The 20,134-nt window shown below is 59.8% G+C and carries 15 protein-coding genes; 10 read left to right on the top strand and 5 right to left on the bottom strand.

Annotated elements, in window-relative coordinates; genetic code table 11:
* Window positions 1-36: 36 nt before the first annotated feature.
* The 3 genes from BXA01_RS20325 to BXA01_RS20335 all read right to left on the bottom strand — a co-directional run bounded on the left by BXA01_RS20325 (window position 37) and on the right by BXA01_RS20335 (window position 5,153).
* Window positions 37-1,452: an OprD family porin gene (locus BXA01_RS20325; RefSeq protein WP_076565822.1), complete on the bottom strand. Its 1,416-nt coding sequence runs from the start codon at window positions 1,450-1,452 to the stop codon at window positions 37-39.
* A 176-nt stretch (window positions 1,453-1,628) separates the two neighbouring features.
* Window positions 1,629-3,227: an ABC transporter substrate-binding protein gene (locus BXA01_RS20330; protein WP_076565824.1), complete on the bottom strand. Its 1,599-nt coding sequence runs from the start codon at window positions 3,225-3,227 to the stop codon at window positions 1,629-1,631.
* Between the two features lie 300 nt (window positions 3,228-3,527).
* Complete coding sequence (locus BXA01_RS20335; RefSeq protein ID WP_076565826.1) at window positions 3,528-5,153, bottom strand: ABC transporter substrate-binding protein; 1,626 nt, start codon at window positions 5,151-5,153, stop codon at window positions 3,528-3,530.
* A gap of 1,225 nt (window positions 5,154-6,378) precedes the next feature.
* Here BXA01_RS20335 and BXA01_RS20350 point away from each other — a divergent pair.
* Window positions 6,379-6,741 (top strand): DUF6124 family protein, encoded by a 363-nt coding sequence (locus tag BXA01_RS20350; RefSeq protein ID WP_076565832.1) that lies wholly within the window; start codon window positions 6,379-6,381, stop codon window positions 6,739-6,741.
* Window positions 6,742-6,938: 197 nt separating this feature from the next.
* Here BXA01_RS20350 and BXA01_RS20355 read toward each other — a convergent pair whose 3' ends face one another.
* Window positions 6,939-7,655, bottom strand: a complete 717-nt coding sequence (locus BXA01_RS20355) for an SIMPL domain-containing protein (protein ID WP_076565834.1) — start codon at window positions 7,653-7,655, stop codon at window positions 6,939-6,941.
* 410 nt (window positions 7,656-8,065) lie between these two features.
* On the opposite strand from BXA01_RS20355, the gene BXA01_RS20360 reads away from it, so the two are divergent.
* From BXA01_RS20360 to BXA01_RS20375, 4 genes are all read left to right on the top strand, one after another.
* On the top strand, window positions 8,066-9,328 hold the full coding sequence (locus BXA01_RS20360; RefSeq protein WP_016771713.1) for an ATP-binding protein: 1,263 nt from the start codon (window positions 8,066-8,068) through the stop codon (window positions 9,326-9,328).
* Window positions 9,321-9,881, top strand: coding sequence for a response regulator transcription factor (locus BXA01_RS20365; RefSeq protein ID WP_003221630.1), 561 nt, complete (start codon window positions 9,321-9,323; stop codon window positions 9,879-9,881). The genes BXA01_RS20360 and BXA01_RS20365 overlap by 8 nt, the downstream gene beginning before the upstream one ends.
* A gap of 96 nt (window positions 9,882-9,977) precedes the next feature.
* Window positions 9,978-11,705 (top strand): ABC transporter ATP-binding protein/permease, encoded by a 1,728-nt coding sequence (locus BXA01_RS20370; protein WP_076565836.1) that lies wholly within the window; start codon window positions 9,978-9,980, stop codon window positions 11,703-11,705.
* A 191-nt stretch (window positions 11,706-11,896) separates the two neighbouring features.
* Entirely contained in the window at window positions 11,897-12,646 is a 750-nt protein-coding gene (locus tag BXA01_RS20375) for a FadR/GntR family transcriptional regulator (protein ID WP_122508216.1), read from the top strand.
* A gap of 3 nt (window positions 12,647-12,649) precedes the next feature.
* Here the strand turns inward: BXA01_RS20375 and BXA01_RS20380 are convergent, their stop codons facing one another.
* Window positions 12,650-13,030, bottom strand: a complete 381-nt coding sequence (locus BXA01_RS20380; RefSeq protein WP_073473813.1) for a hypothetical protein — start codon at window positions 13,028-13,030, stop codon at window positions 12,650-12,652.
* Between the two features lie 298 nt (window positions 13,031-13,328).
* Here BXA01_RS20380 and kdgD point away from each other — a divergent pair, with 298 nt between their 5' ends.
* The 5 genes from kdgD (at window position 13,329) to BXA01_RS20405 (ending at window position 20,063) form a co-directional block, all read left to right on the top strand.
* Window positions 13,329-14,240 (top strand): 5-dehydro-4-deoxyglucarate dehydratase, encoded by a 912-nt coding sequence (gene kdgD / locus BXA01_RS20385; RefSeq protein WP_016771708.1) that lies wholly within the window; start codon window positions 13,329-13,331, stop codon window positions 14,238-14,240.
* A gap of 71 nt (window positions 14,241-14,311) precedes the next feature.
* Window positions 14,312-15,757, top strand: coding sequence for an aldehyde dehydrogenase family protein (locus BXA01_RS20390; protein WP_073473811.1), 1,446 nt, complete (start codon window positions 14,312-14,314; stop codon window positions 15,755-15,757).
* A 153-nt stretch (window positions 15,758-15,910) separates the two neighbouring features.
* Window positions 15,911-17,272 carry an MFS transporter gene (locus tag BXA01_RS20395; protein WP_051600602.1) on the top strand — a complete coding sequence of 454 codons (1,362 nt, stop codon included), beginning with the start codon at window positions 15,911-15,913 and terminating at the stop codon, window positions 17,270-17,272.
* 11 nt (window positions 17,273-17,283) lie between these two features.
* Entirely contained in the window at window positions 17,284-18,837 is a 1,554-nt protein-coding gene (gene garD, locus BXA01_RS20400) for a galactarate dehydratase (protein ID WP_076565839.1), read from the top strand.
* A gap of 284 nt (window positions 18,838-19,121) precedes the next feature.
* Window positions 19,122-20,063, top strand: coding sequence for an AEC family transporter (locus tag BXA01_RS20405; protein WP_041477966.1), 942 nt, complete (start codon window positions 19,122-19,124; stop codon window positions 20,061-20,063).
* Window positions 20,064-20,134 lie beyond the last annotated feature (71 nt).

The following is a 20,134-nucleotide window of genomic DNA, read 5'->3' on the forward strand; positions in this document are numbered from 1 at the left end:
GCCGACTCATCATGAGTCAGCCGTCGGTTGGCGTTTTTACAGAATGTTGAACGGGATGGTGGTCACGAGACGGAACTCGTTGATGCTGCCGTCAGCCTGGTTTTCGCTGGCACGGTGAGCGGTGTAGGTGCCGCGAATCGTTGTGGCCTTGAGCGGGCCGCTCTGTACTGCGTAGGTTGCACCGACGCCGTATTCATAATGGTGCTCGCCATCCATCGCCTGCACGCCATCGTAGCCGCCACCCTTGTAGTGAGTGCCGTCGATGCCCCAGCCGCGTGCCTGGTAGATGTTGAATTTCAGGCCTGGCACGCCGTATTCGGCCATGTTGAGGCCGTAGGAAACCTGGAAGGACTTCTCGTTCGGGCCGTTGAAGTCCGAGAGCAGGGAGTTGGCCAGGTAGATACCGTTGGTTTCGTGCAGGTAGTCGAAGTACTCGTTACCGTTCACTTCCTGATAGGAGAAGGTCACGGTGTGGGCCTGGTGCGTCAGGCCGAACGACAGCGAGTAGGTGTCGTTGTCGATGTCACCAAGCAGTTTTTTGCCTTCGTCGACGGTCTTGTAGTAGTTCAGGCCGGTGGTCAGGCTCAGGATCGAACTGTCACCCAACACGTGGGTAGCGCCGAAGTAGTACTGGTTCCACAGGTCTTCGGCCTGGGTGCCCCACAGGCTGGTGGTCAGGCTGGCGAACGGCTGGTACGAAATACCGGCGGTGTTGACGTGATCGGCTTCAGCGTTGATGTCACCGTATTCGGAGCGGAACTTGCTCAGGCTTTCTTCGGTACGTGGCGAAACGCGGTCGAAGGTCGCGACGTCGAACGCCAGGTTGTTCAGCTCTTCGCTGTGGATCGCGATACCTTCGAAGCTCGATGGCAACGGACGGTTACCGATCACGTCGACTTGCGGGCTGCTGAAGTTCATGCGGCCGGCGGTCAGGGTGGTGTTGGAGACGCGCGCCTTGACGTTGGCCAGGCCCAGCTTGCTCCACTGGCCGACAGCGTCACCGCCTTCGCGGGTCAGGGTACGGTTGTTGCCTGCACCTGGGCGAGTGCCCGGAGCGCCGCCGTTGTTTGAGGCGAGGTTCTCGCGGTCGCGCTCGAGGGCGATCGCGTTGTAAGCAGCCACTTCGGTGCTGAAGCCGACAGTACCTTCGGTGAAGCCCGAGTTGTACTTGATGATCGTGCCTTGGACCCAGTTGATCCGGCGATCGGTTTCGGTGGACTGGCCATTCTTGCGGTAAGCGAACTTGCCGCCACGCTTGAGTTGTTCGTTGGCGTACCAGTTACGGGTCGAACCGCTGATCGATTGCCCTTCGAGGAAGCCAGTGGCTTCGGCTTGGGCGCTCTTCTCGTTGACGGTTACCGGCGTAAACGCCTGGCTCTGGGTTTCCGCATAAGCCGTGGCGGTGATGCTGCTGATGGCCAGAGCCAGTATCGCGGTGCTGCTCAGTTTCATGGGTGAAGCTCCTTTACTTTCTTTTTATCCCGGCTTTTTTTGGTATGCCGGTTATTGGTTTAGAACTCGTTCACACATCGCAAACGTTTGCAAAAAGCCGGATTGGCGAATTTAGGCAAAGCGCTTGCGTGAGGGGAGTAGACGGCTCCCCTCAGCATTGCGGCTAATCGGTTGGTTTAATCGATACTGACACCCGAGAACACGTTGCGGCCGAACGGGCTGACTTTGAACCCTTCGACCCGGGTGCTTAACGGCTGGTTGACCGTCGAGTGGGCGACAGGCGTGATCGGCACTTGCTGTTTAAGCAATTGCTGGGCCTGTTTATAAAGCACGGTGCGCTGGTCGCGGTCGGTGACGACCTTGGCCTGTTTGATCAGCTTGTCGTAAGCCGGGTCGCACCACATGGAGTAGTTGTTGCCGCCGATGGCGTCGCAGCTGTACAGCGTGCCCAGCCAGTTGTCCGGGTCCCCGTTGTCACCGGTCCAGCCGATCAGGCTGACGTCGTGCTCGCCGTTCTTGGTGCGCTTGATGTACTCGCCCCATTCGTAGCTGACGATCTTCACTTTCAGACCGATCTTCGCCCAGTCGGACTGGAGCATCTCGGCCATCAGTTTGGCGTTCGGGTTGTACGGACGCTGCACCGGCATTGCCCACAGGGTGATCTCGGTGCCTTCTTTCACCCCGGCGGCCTTGAGCAGTTCCTTGGCTTTTTCCGGGTTGTAGGCGGCGTCCTTGATGGTGTCATCGTAGGACCACTGGGTCGGTGGCATGGCGTTGACGGCCAGTTGGCCGGCGCCTTGATAAACAGCGTTGAGAATTCCCTGTTTATTCACCGCCATGTCCAGCGCCTGACGCACTTCCAGTTGATCGAACGGCTTGTGGCGCACGTTGTAGGCGATGTAGCCGAGGTTGAAGCCCGGCTTGGAAATCAGTTGCAGTTTCGGGTCGGCCTTCAGCGCTTCAACATCGGCAGGGCGCGGGTGCAGGGTGATCTGGCACTCGTTGGCCTTGAGCTTCTGCACACGTACCGAAGCGTCGGTGTTGATGGCGAAAATCAGGTTCTTCAGCTTGACCCGGCTCGGATCCCAGTACTGCGGGTTACCGGTGTAACGGATGTTCGAGTCTTTCTGGTAGCTCTTGAACACGAACGGCCCGGTGCCGATCGGCTTCTGGTTGATGTCGCTCGGCTTGCCGTCGGCCAGCAGCTTGTCGGCGTATTCGGCAGACAGAATCGAAGCGAAGCTCATGGCGATGTTCTGGATGAACGCGGCGTCGACGCTGTTGAGCGTGAACTCCACGGTCAGCGGCCCGGTCTTCTCGACCTTGGCGATGTTCTTGTTCAGGCTCATCCCGTTGAAGTACGGAAACTCGGTGGGATAGGCCTTGCGGAACGGCTGTTGCGCATCGAGCATGCGATTGAACGTGAACAGCACGTCGTCGGCGTTGAAATCGCGGCTCGGCTTGAAGTAAGGGGTTGTGTGAAATTTCACGCCTTCACGCAGGTGAAAGGTGTATTTCAGGCCATCTTCGGAAATGTCCCACTTGGTTGCCAGACCGGGTACGACATTGGTTGCGCCTTTTTCGAACTCCACCAGGCGGTTGTACAGCGGCTCGGCGGCGTCGTTGTCGGTGGCCGTCGTGTATTGCGCGGTATCGAAACCCGCCGGGCTGCCTTCCGAGCAGAACACCAGGCTGTCGCTGGCGGCGTAGCTTGCAGACGTGGCGGCCAACAGGCCGGCGCCCAACAGTGCGGAAAAAACCAAGGTATGGCGCATGACGCTCCCTCTTTTTAGTGTTGTGCAATGCGTCAGGGTCCCTATCCCGGGACTTTCTGGTCGCATTGAGCTCAATCCAATACGTACGGCAAAACCGGTGGCCCACGCAGACACTGGTCAGTACGCGACGGTAGGCACCGTGCCTCTGGCAGTAAATACGTAATTGCCTTAATGCTCGTAGGAAAAGTCGACGCACCTATACCGAAGCAATCATCTGCGGCGGATTTGGGTGTAGGCCTTTTCCTTTTTTCCCGGTAGATAAAGCAACGGCGACGTCAGAAACGCCGCCGTTGCAATGTCTTACTTGCTGACGCTGACGCCGTAGAAGGAATTCAGGCCAAATGGGCTGATCTTGAAATCCTGCACGTTGGCGCGCATGGGTTGATACACCGTCGAGTGAGCGATAGGTGTCATTGGAACTGCATCTTTGAGGACGTGTTGCGCCTGTTTGTACAGCTCGGTGCGCTTGCCCTGGTCGGTAGTGCGTTTGGCTTCTTTCACCAGGCCGTCGAACTTCTTGTCGCACCACTTGGAGAAGTTGTTGCCGCTCAGCGAGTCGCAGCCGAACAGAACGTTGAGCCAGTTGTCCGGATCACCATTGTCACCGCTCCAGCCAATGATCATGGCCTGGTTCTCGCCACCTTTGGAACGCTTGATGTACTCGCCCCACTCGTAGCTGGTGATTTTCACTTTCAAGCCGATCTTGGCCCAGTCGGACTGGAGCATTTCAGCCATCAGTTTGGCGTTCGGGTTGTACGGACGCTGAACCGGCATCGCCCACAGGACGATCTCGGTACCTTCCTTGACGCCGGCTTCCTTGAGCAGCTGTTTGGCTTTCTCAGGATCGTACTTGGCATCCTTGATGGTGGTGTCGTAGGACCACTGGGTCGGCGGCATGGCGTTGACGGCCAGTTGGCCCGCGCCCTGGTAAACCGAATCGATGATCTGCGGCTTGTTCACGGCCATGTCCAGCGCCTGACGCACGCGCAGGTCAGCCAGTGGGTTGGCCTCGTTGCTGCCCTTGACCTTGTCCATCACGTTGTAAGCGATGTAGCCGAGGTTGAAGCCAGCCTGATCCGGCATCTTCAGCGACTTGTCTTCTTTCAGCGCTTTCAGATCGGCCGGACGCGGGAACAGGGTGACCTGGCACTCGTTCTTTTTCAGCTTTTGGATACGCACCGACGGGTCGGTGGTGATAGCGAAGATCAGGTTGTCGATCTTCACGTCTTCAGGTTTCCAGTAATCCTTGTTGCCGGTGTAACGGATGTTGGAGTCTTTCTGGTAGCTCTTGAACACGAACGGGCCAGTGCCGATCGGCTTCTGGTTGATGTCAGCGGGTTTGCCATCCTTGAGCAGTTGGGCCGCGTATTCGGCGGACTGCACGGACGCGAAGCTCATGGCCATGTTCTGGATGAACGCGGCGTCGACTTCTTTCAGCGTGAACTTGACGGTGTGGTCGTCGACTTTATCGATCTTGGTGATGTTGGTGTCCATCCCCATGTCGGTGAAGTACGGGAATTCGGTCGGGTACGCCTTACGGAACGGGTCGTCCTTGTTGATCATGCGGTTGAACGTAAACAGCACGTCGTCGGCATTGAATTCACGAGTCGGCTTGAAATACGGGGTGGTGTGGAACTTGACGCCTTCACGCAGGTGGAAGGTGTAAGTCAGGCCATCATCGGAAATGTCCCACTTGGTCGCCAGACCAGGAATCACGGCGGTGCCGCCGCGCTCGAACTGGGTCAGGCGGTTGAACATGGTTTCGGCTGAGGCGTCGAAGTCGGTTCCGGTGGTGTACTGGCCTGGATCAAAACCGGCCGGGCTCCCTTCGGAGCAGAACACCAGGTTAGTCGCAGCGGTGGCGAAAGGTGCGGAGGCTAACAAGCCTGCGCCGACTAGAAACGGAATGACCGCGTGTTTAAGCATGTTGGCCTCATGATTTGTTGTCATTTTTTAGTTGTGAGGTACGACCTCGTGAGTCGTGCCTGCGGATACTTATGCAGGCCCCATACCCAATGCAAGATCCAGAGCGGTCGGCGGCGTTAAACGGTGGCACGAACGTACCTTAATGTCGCATCCGTATAACTTTTGACGCATTTGACCGTTTGCGGGTGGTTTTTGCGGTGCATTTGCGGCACTGAAATGGTGCGCTGGAGGTGTCGGGTGCGCTTGGGTGGGGCTTGGTGTTACTTATTTATACCCTTGGGGATGGGCGGGGTTGAGGGGTTTTTGGGGTGGCTCAGGGTGGGGTGGATTGGAGCAGGGATTGGGGAGTTTTACTTGGTGCAACCGGGTGTTTCGATTGGTGGCACCTTGGCGGCCTTTGGGCCGACCAGGCTCTTGGGTTTTGGGTGTATATCCGTTTCTGCGGGTGTGGCGGCTGGCGGTTTCGCCCTTACGGCGAGTCACCTTTTTCAAACGCCAAAAAGGTAACCGAAAAGGCTTGCTCCTACGTTCGGCCCTCGCAGGCTCGGGTTCCTTCGCTCCGGGACTGATCCGGGCGCAGCGGCTCCGGTTTGCTTCGCTGCACCTCCTTCCGCTGTGTCTGGCTGCGCCAGACGGTCGCTGCGCTCCCACGCCCGGATCAATCCCTCCACTCAGCCTTCCGACGTCGCCGGTGGATCAAGATCAAAAGCACTCGAGCTTGCGCTCATTGTGTAGGAGCTGCCGAAGGCTGCGATCTTTTGCTTTTGCTTTTCTGTGGGAGCGAGCCTGCTCGCGAAGGCGGCCTGACAGCCGACCTGTTTCTTGAGGTTGTGCTCGATCCAATTGTAGGAGTGAGCCTGCTCGCGATGAGGCACCTCCAGGCTCCCGAGGGCTTGAGTTTGTTTAATTCCGATGCCAAATAACCCGAACCTTCCCACAAGGTTTTCAGGTTGTCCGTCGGACGTCCCGCTCTCTAGGCTTGGGTCGTCGCTGGTTGTTCAGCGATCGGGTGTGAGAACCCGACATTCATAGTCATTCAGTGCCCAGATCCGCATAATTGCCGCGAGCAAGTTTGCTGCCTGCAAGTGCGTTATGGCGGCTCTGTGCGGGCGGGCTTATGTCCGGCCGGGTGCCTATGACCGGTTTTCTCACCCCGCACAAAGCTGCCACCTCTTCGCCGTGTGAGAAACGGCATCGAGATGGCTCAACCTCATAGGTGAAGCGCATGAGCAAACCAGTCCCCGACCCACCCGAAGAAACCACAACCCCCCTTGAAGCCGCGCTGCGCGCCGACGATCTCGCGAAGAACCGCGAAGCCATCAAGCGTGCCCTCGATTTCTATCTCTGCCCGCCACCCGGCAAACCCCATCCACCCAGCACGATGTTTTTGATCCGGCCCGACATCGACACTGAAAGCCTGCTTGCCCACGCCTGCGAATCCCTCGCTTCAGCCAACACTCTGGCCAGCGATTTCGCCGAACAGCTCGGTCGTCCGCAGCGCAATACGGCGCTGGCGATTCAGCAGATCATCATGCTGGCGGAGCTGGCGGTGAATCGGGCGCTGGATCGGGTTGATCCGCGTACGTAATCAGTCAGGGCCACCGCGTTATCGTTTTTCGCGGGCAAGCCCGCTCCCACAGGGTTATATGCGATTTTCAAGACACAACAAAACCTGTGGGAGCTGGCTTGCCAGCGATAGCGGTGGATCATTCACTACAAAACCCGGGCACAAAAAAACCGGCAACCATTTACTGATTGCCGGTCCTTCATTCAGCCAAGCTTAAATCACTGCATCAGCACTTCAATCGAGCCATCGGCGGTCATGCTGACCTGGCTGGTGCCGGCTTCAACTTCAGGCGTCACCGGCGCGGAATCCATGGCCGCGGCTTTCATCATCATCGGCGCGCGCAGGTACGGTTGTGGATAACCGTTGCTGTTGAGGTTCAGGTTGACGATTTTGTAGCCCTTGCCGCCCAGGGCGTCGGTGGCCAGTTGGGCGCGGGTCTTGAAGGCGGTGACGGCTTCTTTGAGCAACTGGTCTTCGCTGGCCTTGCGGGTCGGGTCGGCGATGGCGAAGTCCATGCCGCCCATTTTCAGGTCGGTCAGCAACTCGCCGGTGAGTTTGGACAGGGCGGCGAAGTCGGTGCTTTCCAGGCGCAGTTCGGCGCGTTCGCGCCAGCCGGTGATCTTCTGGCCTTTGGTGTCGTAGATCGGGTAGCTGTTGCGGCTGCCCGTACGCAGGGTGATGTCTTTGACTTGCTTGGCCTGGGTGGTGGCCTTGTTCATGGTGGTGCTGATGGCGGCGGCGAGTTTGGCCGGGTCGGTGTTCTGCTCTTCGGTATAGAGCGTCACGATCATCTGGTCGCGGGCCACTTCCTGGCTGACTTCGGCGCGCAGGGAAATCTGGTTGTAGTGCAGCTCATCGGCGGCCAGCGCCGGAAGGCTGGCGACGCTGCCGACGGTCAGGGCGAGGAGGGCGGCGCTGCGGCGAAATGTGTGCATGAAGGCTCCTTGAATGAGGCGCAGGTGATGGGTCGCGGCCTGCGTGAACCATCAGACTCTAACTTCTATGATCCGGTTCGCCCAGTTACAACTTCTATACAGATACCTGCGCGCAGTGGGGAGTGCTTCTGTGGCGAGGGGATTTATCCCCGTTCGGCTGCGCAGCAGGCGCAAATCCGGCTGATGCGGTATGTCTGGTTAAATGAGGTCGCATGACTTGGGGCGGCTCCGCCACCCAGCGGGGATAAATCCCCTCGCCACAATTGATCTCCAATAGCCCTCGGCATCTTCTTCAACTCAGATGAATTCTCCATCGCCGCCATGTGGTCGTTTGCCGCACTTTCGCCTTTGAACCCCGCGCGTTGGTTATACTCCGTGCGATCCGCCTGGAGCGCTCATCAGGAGAGCTCATGCTCGCCCCCGTACAACTGACTTCCGCCACTCGCCAGAACCTCTGGCGGCTGACTTTCATCCGCACCCTGGTGCTCGCCGCGCAGGCCGGGTCCGTGGGCCTGGCCTACTGGCTGCAATTGTTGCCGTTGCCGTGGGTGCAATTGGCGATGACCCTGGGCTGCTCGATTCTGCTCTGCGTGTTCACTGCCGTGCGCCTGCGCACATCGTGGCCGGTGACCGAGCTCGAATACGCGCTGCAACTGGCCTGCGATCTGGTGATTCACAGTGCGCTGCTGTATTTCTCCGGCGGTTCGACCAACCCCTTCGTTTCCTATTATCTGGTGCCGCTGACGATCGCGGCGGTGACGCTGCCGTGGCGTTATTCGGTGATTCTGTCGGGCATCGCGCTGGCGCTGTACACGCTGATGCTGACGCGTTTCTATCCGCTGGAAACCCTGCCGGTCGCCCGTGAGAATCTGCAGATCTACGGCATGTGGCTGAGCTTCGCCCTGGCTGCTGCGGTGATTACCTTCTTCGCCGCGCGCATGGCTGAAGAATTGCGCCGGCAGGAAGAGTTGCGCGCGATCCGCCGTGAAGAGGGTCTGCGTGATCAGCAGCTCCTCGCCGTTGCGACCCAGGCCGCGGGTGCTGCGCATGAGCTGGGTACGCCGCTGGCGACCATGAGCGTGTTGCTCAAGGAAATGCAGCAGGATCACCCCGATGCGTTGCTGCAGGACGATCTGAAAGTGCTGCAGGATCAGGTCAAGCTGTGCAAGGAAACCTTGCAGCAACTGGTCCGCGCCGCTGAGGCCAATCGGCGTCTGGCGGTGGAGATGCAGGACGTTACCGACTGGCTCGACGAGGCGTTGAACCGCTGGCACCTGATGCGCCCGGAAGCCAGTTACCGCTTCCAGCGTCTCGGCCAGGGTGCGGTGCCGCGCATGGCGCCGCCGCCGGATTTGACCCAGGCTTTGCTGAATCTGCTCAACAACGCTGCCGACGCCTGCCCGGAAAACCTCCAGGTGACGCTGGACTGGGACGCAGAGACTTTGACCATCAGCATTCGCGATCACGGCGCCGGTGTGCCGCTGGCCATCGCCGAGCAGATCGGCAAGCCGTTTTTTACCACCAAGGGCAAAGGTTTCGGCCTGGGCCTGTTTTTGAGCAAGGCCAGCGTGACACGCGCCGGCGGCTCAGTGAAACTCTATAGTCATGAGGAAGGCGGCACGCTCACCGAGCTGCGCCTGCCCCACGGCGCCCGAGGAGACCAACATGAGTGACGAAATCCAAGTCGAAGGCGAAGAACTGCCGCATTTGCTGCTGGTCGACGACGACGCGACCTTCACCCGCGTCATGGCCCGCGCCATGGCCCGCCGTGGCTTTCGCGTCAGCACCGCCGGTTCTGCGGAAGAAGGCCTGACCATCGCCCAGGCCGATCTGCCTGATTACGCCGCGCTGGACCTGAAAATGGACGGCGACTCCGGTCTGGTCCTGCTGCCCAAGCTGCTGGAACTCGATCCGGAAATGCGCGTGGTGATCCTCACCGGTTATTCGAGCATTGCCACAGCGGTGGAGGCGATCAAGCGTGGCGCCTGCAACTACCTGTGCAAACCCGCCGATGCCGACGACGTGCTGGCCGCGCTGCTGTCCGAGCACGCCGACCTCGACAGTCTGGTGCCGGAAAACCCGATGTCGGTCGATCGCCTGCAATGGGAGCACATCCAGCGTGTGCTCACCGAGCACGAAGGCAACATTTCCGCCACGGCCCGCGCGCTGGGCATGCACCGCCGCACCCTGCAACGCAAACTGCAGAAGCGCCCGGTGCGTCGCTGAACCTGCGCTGAACGACTATCGCCAGCCCTCGCGATAAATCGCGCCGATCATCTATGATCGGCGCGTGTCCGTTCTTTTTACTATCGAGCCTTATCCATGAATCAGAACGCTGAATATTGCGCGGTCAACGATGCTGTGCGCGGGCAGTTTTTTCGCAAGGTCTGGGCGATGACCACGCCTTACTGGCGCAGCGAAGAGAAGGGCAAGGCCTGGACGTTGCTGATTGCCGTGTTTGCGCTGACGCTGTTCAGCGTATGGATCGCCGTGTGGCTGAACAGTTGGTACAAGGATTTCTATAACGCCCTGCAGAAAAAGGATGAAGCCGCGTTCTGGCAGTTGATCCTGTACTTCTGCGGTATTGCCGCTGTGGCGATTCTCGCTGCGGTTTATCGTCAGTACCTGACGCAGATGCTGACCATTCGCTGGCGGGCGTGGCTGACCGAAAAGCACTTCACTCGTTGGCTTGAACACAAGAATTACTACCAGCTGGAGCAGGGCGGTTACACCGATAACCCTGACCAGCGAATCTCCGAAGACCTTAATAAATTCACCGCGACCACGCTGGCCCTTGGCTTGGGTTTGATCCGCACGGTGGTCAGTCTGGTGTCGTTCTCGATCATCCTGTGGGGCGTTTCCGGCAGCATTGAAGTGTTCGGTTTCACGATTCCCGGCTACATGTTCTGGTGTGCATTGGTCTACGCGGCGGTCGGTAGTTGGCTGACGCATTTGATCGGCCGACGCCTGATCGGCCTGAACAACAACCAGCAGCGTTTCGAAGCCGACTTGCGTTTCTCGATGGTTCGGGTCCGCGAGAATGCCGAAAGCATCGCTTTGTACAACGGCGAGCCGAATGAAAACCGGCGCTTGAGCAATCGCTTCGGGCTGGTCTGGCATAACTTCTGGGACATCATGCGCGTGTCCAAGCGCCTGACGTTTTTTACTTCGGGCTATGGGCAGATCGCGATCATTTTCCCGTTCATTGTTGCGGCACCACGGTATTTCAGCGGCAAGATCGAGCTGGGTGAGCTGATGCAAATCAACTCGGCGTTCGGCAATGTGCAGGAGAACTTCAGTTGGTTCATCAGCGCTTATCAGGATCTGGCCGAGTGGCGCGCCACCTGTGATCGTCTGCTGAGTTTCCGTCAAGCCATGAGCGACAACGAACAGCGCACCCCGGCCATCGATGTGCAGAATCAGGGCCGCGAATTGCAGGTGCACAACCTCGGCCTGGATCTGGCCGATGGTCGTCACCTGCTGACCGACGCCGACATGACCGTTGAAGCGGGTGAGCGCGTGATGCTCAGCGGCCGTTCCGGCAGCGGCAAGTCCACATTGCTGCGGGCGATGGGGCATTTGTGGCCGGCGGGGCACGGCAATATTCGTTTACCAGCGGCGCGCTATCTGTTCCTGCCGCAGAAGCCTTATCTGCCGATCGGCACATTGCGTGAAGCGTTGAGTTATCCACAACCGGGCGACACCTACGCGCCGGAACGTTATGCACAGGTGCTGGAAACCTGCCGTCTGCCACATTTGATTGGGCGGCTGGATGAAGCCAATCACTGGCAACGCATGCTCTCGCCGGGTGAGCAGCAACGCCTGGCCTTCGCCCGCGCGCTTCTCTACGCACCGCAATGGCTGTACATGGACGAGGCTACATCGGCGATGGATGAAGAGGACGAGGCGACGTTGTATCAGGCGTTGATCGACGAGATTCCGGGGCTGAGCATTGTCAGCGTCGGTCACCGAAGCAGTTTGAAACGATTCCATCCACGGCATGTGCGGATCGATAGCGGGCATTTGGTGGAGCAACCCGTGACTGCCTGACTAGTGCAATACCTCTGTGGGAGCTGGCTTGCCAGCGATGGCGGCGCAACAGACGACATCTGTGTTGCCTGATATGGCCTCATCGCTGGCAAGCCAGCTCCCACAGGATTTGTGTAGAAACGGAAAGTGATCGTACAACTCGCTTGAGCTATGATGGCGCCAAGCCGAACTTTCGAGACAAGATGCAGACCATGGAAAAGCTGATCGACACCCCGCGCCTCCCCCGCAAGCGCCGCAGCCTCGCCCAGGAATTGGTGACGGTGTTGAGCGAGCAGATCCGCGATGGCCTGCTCAAGCGTGGCGACAAGTTGCCCACCGAGTCGGCGATCATGGAAGCCCATGGCGTCAGCCGCACCGTGGTCCGCGAGGCAATTTCCCGTCTGCAGGCCGCCGGCCAGGTAGAAACCCGCCACGGCATCGGCACCTTTGTTCTCGATACGCCGAGCCCGAGCGGTTTCCGCATCGATCCGGCCACCGTTGTCACCCTGCGTGACGTGCTGGCAATTCTCGAATTGCGCATCAGCCTCGAAGTCGAATCCGCCGGCCTTGCCGCGCAACGCCGCAGCCCCGAACAACTGGCAACCATGCGCGCCGCCCTCGACGCCTTGAACGAAAGCGCCTCGCATGCCAGCGATGCGGTGTCGTCAGACTTCGCTTTCCACCTGGAAATTGCCCTGTCCACCGGCAACCGCTACTTCACCGACATCATGACGCACCTGGGCACCAGCATCATTCCGCGTACCCGGCTGAACTCGGCGCGCTTGGCCCATGATGATCAGCAGCACTACATGAGCCGCCTGAGCCGCGAGCACGAGGAAATCTACGACGCGATTGCCCGTCAGGATTCCGATGCTGCCCGCGCCGCAATGCGGTTGCACCTGACCAACAGCCGCGAAAGACTGCGCCAGGCCCATGAAGAGGCGCAGGCGCAGCGAAACTGAGCATTACGCCTCTATGCGCAGCCTCAGCGGCAGCGAGTACGGCTCCATACTCGACTCATCGCGAAACTTGTAACGCAGCTCCACCTCGCGGTTCAGGTACGGTTGCAGCGCCTCTTTCGGCAGATGCACCTCGATGTCGAGCAGCTTTTCCATTTCATCCTCGGCGTCGTCCCAAGCGCCAGTGTCCACCTCATCACCTTCCCATTCGGGTTCTTCTCCATCGCTGCCGAGAATCGCGTAGACGCTCCAGTTTGCTGCGAAATCGCTGGAATCCGGGACCTGCACGGTGAGGATGTCCGGCAATTGCGAGAGCTGAAGCGTCACGCAATCGTCTTGCGCAGGGGCGACGTGGGTGAGGGTGGGGGCGGCAAAATGCATCGACATAGCGGCTTCCTTTGAGTGGTCCGCCACGATCCTTCGTGGCAGTCGACGTACTTTACGAGCCGCAGGTCGCCACAGAATTAAACGAATCCAGACCAGATATTTCAGCCTTCGAAAGCGTCAAGCACGAGCCTTGTAGCCATTTCATAAAGCGCAAAAGCCAATCTTGTCCGACAAAAAAGCCCTGCCAACGATGAAATGCAGTTGACGGTTATTTTTTAAGTTGTACGATGACCTACAACTTCGGCGAAGGCTGAACGGTCCACTCACAATAAAACGTTGCTACCAGGGTGTTCGAATAATGAATCCACAAGAACTGAAGTCCATCCTCTCTGCCGGCCTGCTGTCTTTCCCGGTGACCGATTTCAACGCGCAAGGCGATTTCAATCGCGCGGGCTACATCAAACGCCTGGAATGGCTGGCTCCGTATGGCGCTTCGGCTCTGTTCGCCGCCGGCGGCACCGGTGAGTTCTTCTCCCTGGCCGCCAGCGAATACTCGGAAATCATCAAGACTGCCGTCGACACCTGCGCAACCAGCGTGCCGATCCTCGCCGGCGTCGGTGGTTCGACCCGCCAGGCCATCGAATACGCTCAGGAAGCCGAGCGTCTGGGCGCCAAAGGTCTGCTGCTGCTGCCGCACTACCTGACCGAAGCGAGCCAGGACGGTGTTGCCGCCCACGTTGAAGCCGTGTGCAAATCGGTGAAGATCGGCGTGGTCGTCTACAACCGCAACGTTTGCCGCCTCAACGCGCCGCTGCTGGAACGTCTGGCCGAGCGCTGCCCGAACCTGATCGGCTACAAGGATGGCCTGGGCGATATCGAGTTGATGGTGTCGATCCGTCGCCGCCTCGGTGATCGCTTCAGCTACCTGGGTGGTCTGCCGACCGCTGAAGTCTACGCCGCTGCCTACAAGGCGTTGGGCGTGCCGGTCTACTCCTCGGCGGTGTTCAACTTCATCCCGAAAACCGCGATGGACTTCTACCACGCGATCGCTCGCGAAGATCACGCCACCGTCGGCAAGATCATCGACGACTTCTTCCTGCCGTACCTGGACATCCGCAACCGCAAGGCCGGTTACGCCGTGAGTATCGTCAAGGCAGGTGCAAAAATCGCCGGCTATGACGCAGGTCCGGTGCGTGCGCCGCTGACCGACCTGACCGGCGAAGAGTACGAAATGCTCGCCGCGCTGATCGACAAGCAAGGCGCGCAGTAAACGAGAAAAGCGAGGCCGCTGAGCAATCAGCGGCTTTTTGCGTGAAGGCTTTTAGAGTTGAGGGCTGCCCTGTGACAACTGCAAAACGCTACGACAACTACATCAATGGCGAATGGGTCGCCGGTGCCGATTACTCGGCCAACATCAACCCGTCCGAACTCAGCGACACCATCGGCGATTACGCCAAGGCTGACCTGACCCAGGTCAACGCCGCTATCGACGCCGCCCGCGCAGCGTTCCCGGCGTACTCCACTTCGGGCATTCAGGCCCGTCACGATTCGCTGGATAAAGTCGGCAGCGAGATCCTCGCCCGTCGTGAAGAGCTCGGCACGCTGTTGGCCCGTGAAGAAGGCAAGACCCTGCCGGAAGCGATCGGTGAAGTGACCCGCGCCGGCAACATTTTCAAGTTCTTCGCCGGTGAATGCCTGCGCCTGTCCGGTGACTACGTGCCGTCGGTACGCCCGGGCGTCAATGTCGAAGTCACCCGTGAAGCGCTGGGCGTGGTCGGTCTGATCACGCCGTGGAACTTCCCGATTGCCATCCCGGCGTGGAAAATCGCCCCGGCCTTGGCCTACGGCAACTGCGTCGTGCTCAAACCTGCCGATCTGGTGCCGGGCTGCGCCTGGGCGCTGGCGGAAATCATCTCCCGTGCAGGCTTCCCGGCCGGTGTGTTCAACTTGGTAATGGGCAGCGGTCGGGTGGTTGGCGAGGCGTTGGTCAACAGCCCGAAAGTCGATGGCATCAGTTTCACCGGTTCGGTGGGCGTGGGTCGTCAGATCGCGGTCAACTGCGTTTCGCGCCAGGCCAAGGTGCAGCTGGAAATGGGCGGCAAGAACCCGCAGATCATTCTCGACGACGCCGACCTCAAGCAAGCGGTCGAGCTGTCGGTGCAGAGCGCGTTCTACTCCACCGGCCAGCGCTGCACAGCGTCGAGCCGTCTGATCGTCACCGCCGGCATCCACGACAAGTTCGTTGAAGCGATGGCCGAGCGCATGAAGTCGATCAAGGTCGGCCACGCGCTGAAAGCCGGCACCGACATCGGTCCGGTGGTTTCCCAGGCGCAGCTTGAACAGGACATGAAGTACATCGACATCGGCCAGTCCGAAGGTGCACGTCTGGTCAGCGGCGGTGGTGTGGTGACCTGCGATACCGAAGGCTACTTCCTCGCACCAACCTTGTTTGCCGACAGTGAAGCGTCGATGCGCATCAGCCGCGAAGAAATTTTCGGCCCGGTAGCCAACATCGTTCGCGTGGCCGATTACGAAGCTGCGCTGGCAATGGCCAACGACACCGAATTCGGCCTGTCGGCCGGCATCGCGACCACCTCGCTGAAGTACGCCAACCACTTCAAGCGCCACTCCCAGGCCGGGATGGTGATGGTCAACCTGCCGACCGCCGGCGTGGATTACCACGTACCGTTCGGTGGCCGTAAAGGCTCGTCCTACGGCTCCCGTGAGCAGGGCCGCTATGCACAAGAGTTCTACACGGTCGTGAAGACTGCCTACATCGGTTCCTGATACATGCAATACCTGTGGGAGCTGGCTTGCCAGCGATTCAGGCAACACGGTGCTGCAGGCACGCCGCGCTGATGCCATCGCTGGCAAGCCAGCTCCCACAAAGACCAAAGAATGTTTTACCCGCATAAAAATAATCAGTGGGAGTACATCTGCATGCAATCCTCCAAGCCGACTCACGTCCGCTATTTGATCCTGCTCATGCTGTTTCTGGTGACCACGATCAACTACGCCGACCGTGCCACGATCGCCATTGCCGGTTCCAGCCTGCAAAAGGACCTTGGCATCGACGCCGTTACCCTCGGCTACATCTTCTCCGCATTCGGTTGGGCCTACGTCGCCGGGCAAATTCCCGGTGGCTGGCTGCTCGATCGCTTCGGCTCGAAAAAAGTCTATGCCCTGAGCATTTTCACCTGGTCGCTGTTCACCGTGCTGCAAGGCTTCGTCGGTGAATTCGGCATGTCCACGGCAGTGGTTGCGCTGTTCATGCTGCGTTTCCTCGTGGGCCTGGCGGAAGCACCGTCGTTCCCCGGCAACGCGCGCATCGTGGCGGCGTGGTTCCCGACCGCTGAACGCGGCACCGCTTCGGCGATCTTCAACTCGGCGCAATACTTTGCCACCGTGCTGTTCGCGCCGTTGATGGGCTGGATCGTCTACAGCTTCGGCTGGGAGCACGTGTTCATCGTCATGGGTATCCTCGGTATCGTGTTCTCGCTGGTGTGGCTGAAAGTCATCTACAGCCCGCGCGAGCACCCACGGGTCAACGAGGCCGAGTTCAAGCACATCGCTGACAACGGCGGCATGGTCGACATGGATCAGAAGGGCAAGAAGTCCGACGGTCCGAAGTGGGATTACATCCGTCAGTTGCTGACCAACCGCATGATGCTTGGCGTGTATCTGGGCCAGTACTGCATCAACGGCATCACCTATTTCTTCCTGACCTGGTTCCCGGTGTATCTGGTGCAAGAGCGTGGCATGACCATTCTCAAGGCCGGTTTCATCGCTTCGTTGCCGGCGATCTGCGGCTTTATCGGCGGCGTGCTTGGCGGGGTGATTTCCGACTACCTGCTGCGCAAGGGCCATTCGCTGACTTTTGCTCGCAAGGCGCCGATCATCGCCGGTCTGCTGGTGTCGAGCAGCATCGTCGCGTGCAACTATGTTGAAGTGGAATGGATGGTCGTCGGCTTCATGGCGCTGGCATTCTTCGGCAAAGGCGTTGGCGCACTGGGCTGGGCGGTGGTCTCCGACACCTCGCCGAAACAGATCGCCGGTCTGAGCGGTGGCCTGTTCAACACCTTCGGCAACATCGCTTCGATCACCACGCCGATCGTCATCGGCTACATCATCAGCTCCACCGGCTCGTTCAAGTGGGCGCTGGTGTTTGTCGGTGCCAACGCACTGGTCGCGGTGTTCAGCTATCTGGTGATCGTCGGCCCGATCAAGCGTGTGGTGTTGAAAGAGCCGCCAGCCAAGGGCGGCAATGAAGCCACCGGCAATTTGTCTCAAGCGCATTCCTGAGGAGCGGCGTCATGCAGTTGATTGAACATTCCGACTCGCCGCGCTACATCCGCCTGCACGAGCGGGACAACGTTGTAGTGGTGGTCAACGATCAGGGCGTACCGGCCGGTACCGAGTTTGCCGATGGCCTGGTCACCCTGGATTTCGTACCGCAGAGCCACAAGGTCACCTTGGAGGATATTCCCGAAGGCGGCCCGGTGATTCGTTACGGGCAGATCATCGGCTACGCCTTGCAGCCGATCCGTCGCGGCAGTTGGGTCAAGGAAGATCAACTGCGCATGCCGACCGCGCCGCCGCTGGACAGCTTGCCGCTGTCCACCGATGTGCCGGATGCGCAGGCACCGCTGGAAGGCTTCACGTTCGAGGGTTATCGCAACGCCGACGGCACTGTCGGCACGCGCAACATTCTCGGCATCACCACCACCGTGCAGTGCGTCACCGGCGTGCTCGATCACGCGGTCAAGCGCATCAAGGAAGAGCTGCTGCCGAAGTACCCGCACGTCGATGACGTGGTGGCACTGACCCACAGTTATGGCTGCGGTGTGGCGATCACCGCGACCGACGCCTACATCCCGATTCGTACCGTGCGCAATCTGGCACGCAACCCGAACCTGGGCGGCGAGGCGATGGTGATCGGTCTGGGCTGCGAGAAATTGCAGGCCGGGCAGGTGATGCACGAGGACGATGCCTCGGTGGATCTCAGCGATCCGTGGCTGTACCGCTTGCAGGATTCCAGTCACGGCTTTACCGAAATGATCGAACAGATCATGGAACTGGCCGAAGTGCGCTTGAAGAAACTCGACCAGCGCCGCCGCGAAACCGTGCCGGCTTCCGAGCTGATTCTCGGTATGCAGTGCGGCGGCAGCGACGCGTTCTCCGGCATCACCGCCAACCCGGCGCTGGGTTATGCCTCGGACTTGCTGTTGCGTGCGGGGGCGACGGTGATGTTTTCCGAAGTCACCGAAGTGCGCGATGCGATCTACCTGCTGACGTCGCGGGCGCAGACGCAAACCGTCGCCGAAGAGCTGGTGCGCGAGATGGACTGGTACGACCGCTACCTGGCCAAGGGCGAAGCCGATCGCAGCGCCAACACCACGCCGGGCAACAAGAAGGGCGGGTTGTCGAACATTGTCGAGAAGTCGCTGGGCTCGATCGTGAAGTCCGGCAGCAGCGCGATCAATGGCGTGCTCGGCCCGGGCGAGCGTTTCAAGCACAAGGGCCTGATTTTCTGCGCGACGCCGGCCAGTGATTTTGTCTGCGGTACGCTGCAACTGGCGGCGGGGATGAACCTGCACGTGTTCACCACTGGCCGCGGCACGCCTTACGGGCTGGCCATGGCGCCAGTGGTCAAGGTGTCGACGCGGACCGAACTGGCGCAGCGCTGGCCGGATCTGATCGACATCGACGCCGGCCGCATTGCCACCGGGCGCGCGACCATCGAAGAACTCGGCTGGGAGTTGTTTCACTATTACCTGGATGTTGCCAGTGGCAAGCAACAGACCTGGGCGGAGAAGCACAAGCTGCATAACGACATCACCTTGTTCAACCCGGCGCCGATTACCTGAGACCGCGTCATCGTTCTTCGCGAGCAGGCTCGCTCCCACAGGGAAATGCATTGCAAATGTGGGAGCGAGCCTGCTCGCGAAAGCGATCTGCCAGACGCCGAAGGACTTGCGGTGCCTGTGATCGTTCCCACGCTCTGCGTGGGAATGCCTCATGTGACGCTCCGCGTCACGCTTTGGGACGCAGAGCGCCCCGGGGCTGCATTCCCACGCAGAACGTGGGAACGATCAGGGTGAAAGTGGCTTATCATTAGCCCCCTATCGACGCTCACCCAAGGCTCCCCGGCATGCTGGCAATCTTTCTTGAAACCCTGAACATCACCGCGCCGGTGTTTGCCATGCTGTTTCTCGGTGTGCTGCTCAAGCGCATCGACTGGATCAACGACAACTTCATCCACACCGCCTCGTCGCTGGTGTTCAACGTGACCATGCCGGCGCTGCTGTTCCTCGGCATCCTCCACGCGGACCTGCACGCCGCACTGCAACCCTCGCTACTCATCTACTTCTCCCTCGCGACCCTGGTGAGTTTCGCCGTGGCCTGGGGCTGGGCGATTTTCAAATGTCCGCGGGAAGATCGCGGCATCTACACCCAGGGCGCGTTTCGCGGCAACAACGGCGTGATCGGCCTGGCACTCGCGGCAAGCATGTACGGCGATTACGGCATTTCCCTCGGGGCAATTCTCGCGGCGCTGGTGATCCTGTTCTACAACACCCTGTCGACCATTGTGCTGGCGGTGTACAGCCCGGTGATCAAGTCCGATCCGTGGAGCATCTGCAAAAGCGTGTTCAGCAACCCGCTGATCATCAGCGTGATTTCGGCAGCGCCGTTCGCCTATTTCAAGATCGGTTTGCCGGGCTGGCTGGAGACCTCCGGCCAGTATCTGGCGCAGACCACGCTGCCACTGGCGCTGATCTGTATCGGCGGCACGCTGTCACTGGCGGCGTTGCGCAAGAGCGGCAATATGGCACTCAGTTCCAGCTTGGTGAAGATGATCGGTCTGCCGGTGCTGGCGACACTAGGGGCGTGGCTGTGGGGCTTTCGCGGGGCGGAACTGGGGATTCTGTTTCTCTACTTTGGCAGCCCCACGGCGGCGGCAAGTTTCGTCATGGCCCGGGCGGCGCAGGGCAATCATGAGCTGGCAGCGGCGATCATCGTGATGACCACGTTGATGGCGGCGATTACCACCAACGTCGGGATCTTTGTGTTGCAGTGGGGTGGGTGGATCTGACAAGGATTTGCGGTGTCTGCCAGGGCCTCTTCGCGAGCAGGCTCGCTCCCACATTTGAAATGCATTCCAGA

The organism is Pseudomonas sp. B10, from assembly GCF_900156235.1.
Lineage (GTDB): Bacteria > Pseudomonadota > Gammaproteobacteria > Pseudomonadales > Pseudomonadaceae > Aquipseudomonas > Aquipseudomonas siliginis.

Excerpts from the sequence above, each read along its gene's own strand:
- BXA01_RS20325 (WP_076565822.1), bottom strand. The coding sequence starts at position 1,452 with ATGAAACTGAGCAGCACCGCGATACTGGCTCTGGCCATCAGCAGCATC.
- BXA01_RS20330 (WP_076565824.1), bottom strand. The coding sequence starts at position 3,227 with ATGCGCCATACCTTGGTTTTTTCCGCACTGTTGGGCGCCGGCCTGTTG.
- BXA01_RS20335 (WP_076565826.1), bottom strand. The coding sequence starts at position 5,153 with ATGCTTAAACACGCGGTCATTCCGTTTCTAGTCGGCGCAGGCTTGTTA.
- BXA01_RS20350 (WP_076565832.1), top strand. The coding sequence starts at position 6,379 with ATGAGCAAACCAGTCCCCGACCCACCCGAAGAAACCACAACCCCCCTT.
- BXA01_RS20355 (WP_076565834.1), bottom strand. The coding sequence starts at position 7,655 with ATGCACACATTTCGCCGCAGCGCCGCCCTCCTCGCCCTGACCGTCGGC.
- BXA01_RS20360 (WP_016771713.1), top strand. The coding sequence starts at position 8,066 with ATGCTCGCCCCCGTACAACTGACTTCCGCCACTCGCCAGAACCTCTGG.
- BXA01_RS20365 (WP_003221630.1), top strand. The coding sequence starts at position 9,321 with ATGAGTGACGAAATCCAAGTCGAAGGCGAAGAACTGCCGCATTTGCTG.
- BXA01_RS20370 (WP_076565836.1), top strand. The coding sequence starts at position 9,978 with ATGAATCAGAACGCTGAATATTGCGCGGTCAACGATGCTGTGCGCGGG.
- BXA01_RS20375 (WP_122508216.1), top strand. The coding sequence starts at position 11,897 with ATGGAAAAGCTGATCGACACCCCGCGCCTCCCCCGCAAGCGCCGCAGC.
- BXA01_RS20380 (WP_073473813.1), bottom strand. The coding sequence starts at position 13,030 with ATGTCGATGCATTTTGCCGCCCCCACCCTCACCCACGTCGCCCCTGCG.
- kdgD (WP_016771708.1), top strand. The coding sequence starts at position 13,329 with ATGAATCCACAAGAACTGAAGTCCATCCTCTCTGCCGGCCTGCTGTCT.
- BXA01_RS20395 (WP_051600602.1), top strand. The coding sequence starts at position 15,911 with ATGCAATCCTCCAAGCCGACTCACGTCCGCTATTTGATCCTGCTCATG.
- garD (WP_076565839.1), top strand. The coding sequence starts at position 17,284 with ATGCAGTTGATTGAACATTCCGACTCGCCGCGCTACATCCGCCTGCAC.
- BXA01_RS20405 (WP_041477966.1), top strand. The coding sequence starts at position 19,122 with ATGCTGGCAATCTTTCTTGAAACCCTGAACATCACCGCGCCGGTGTTT.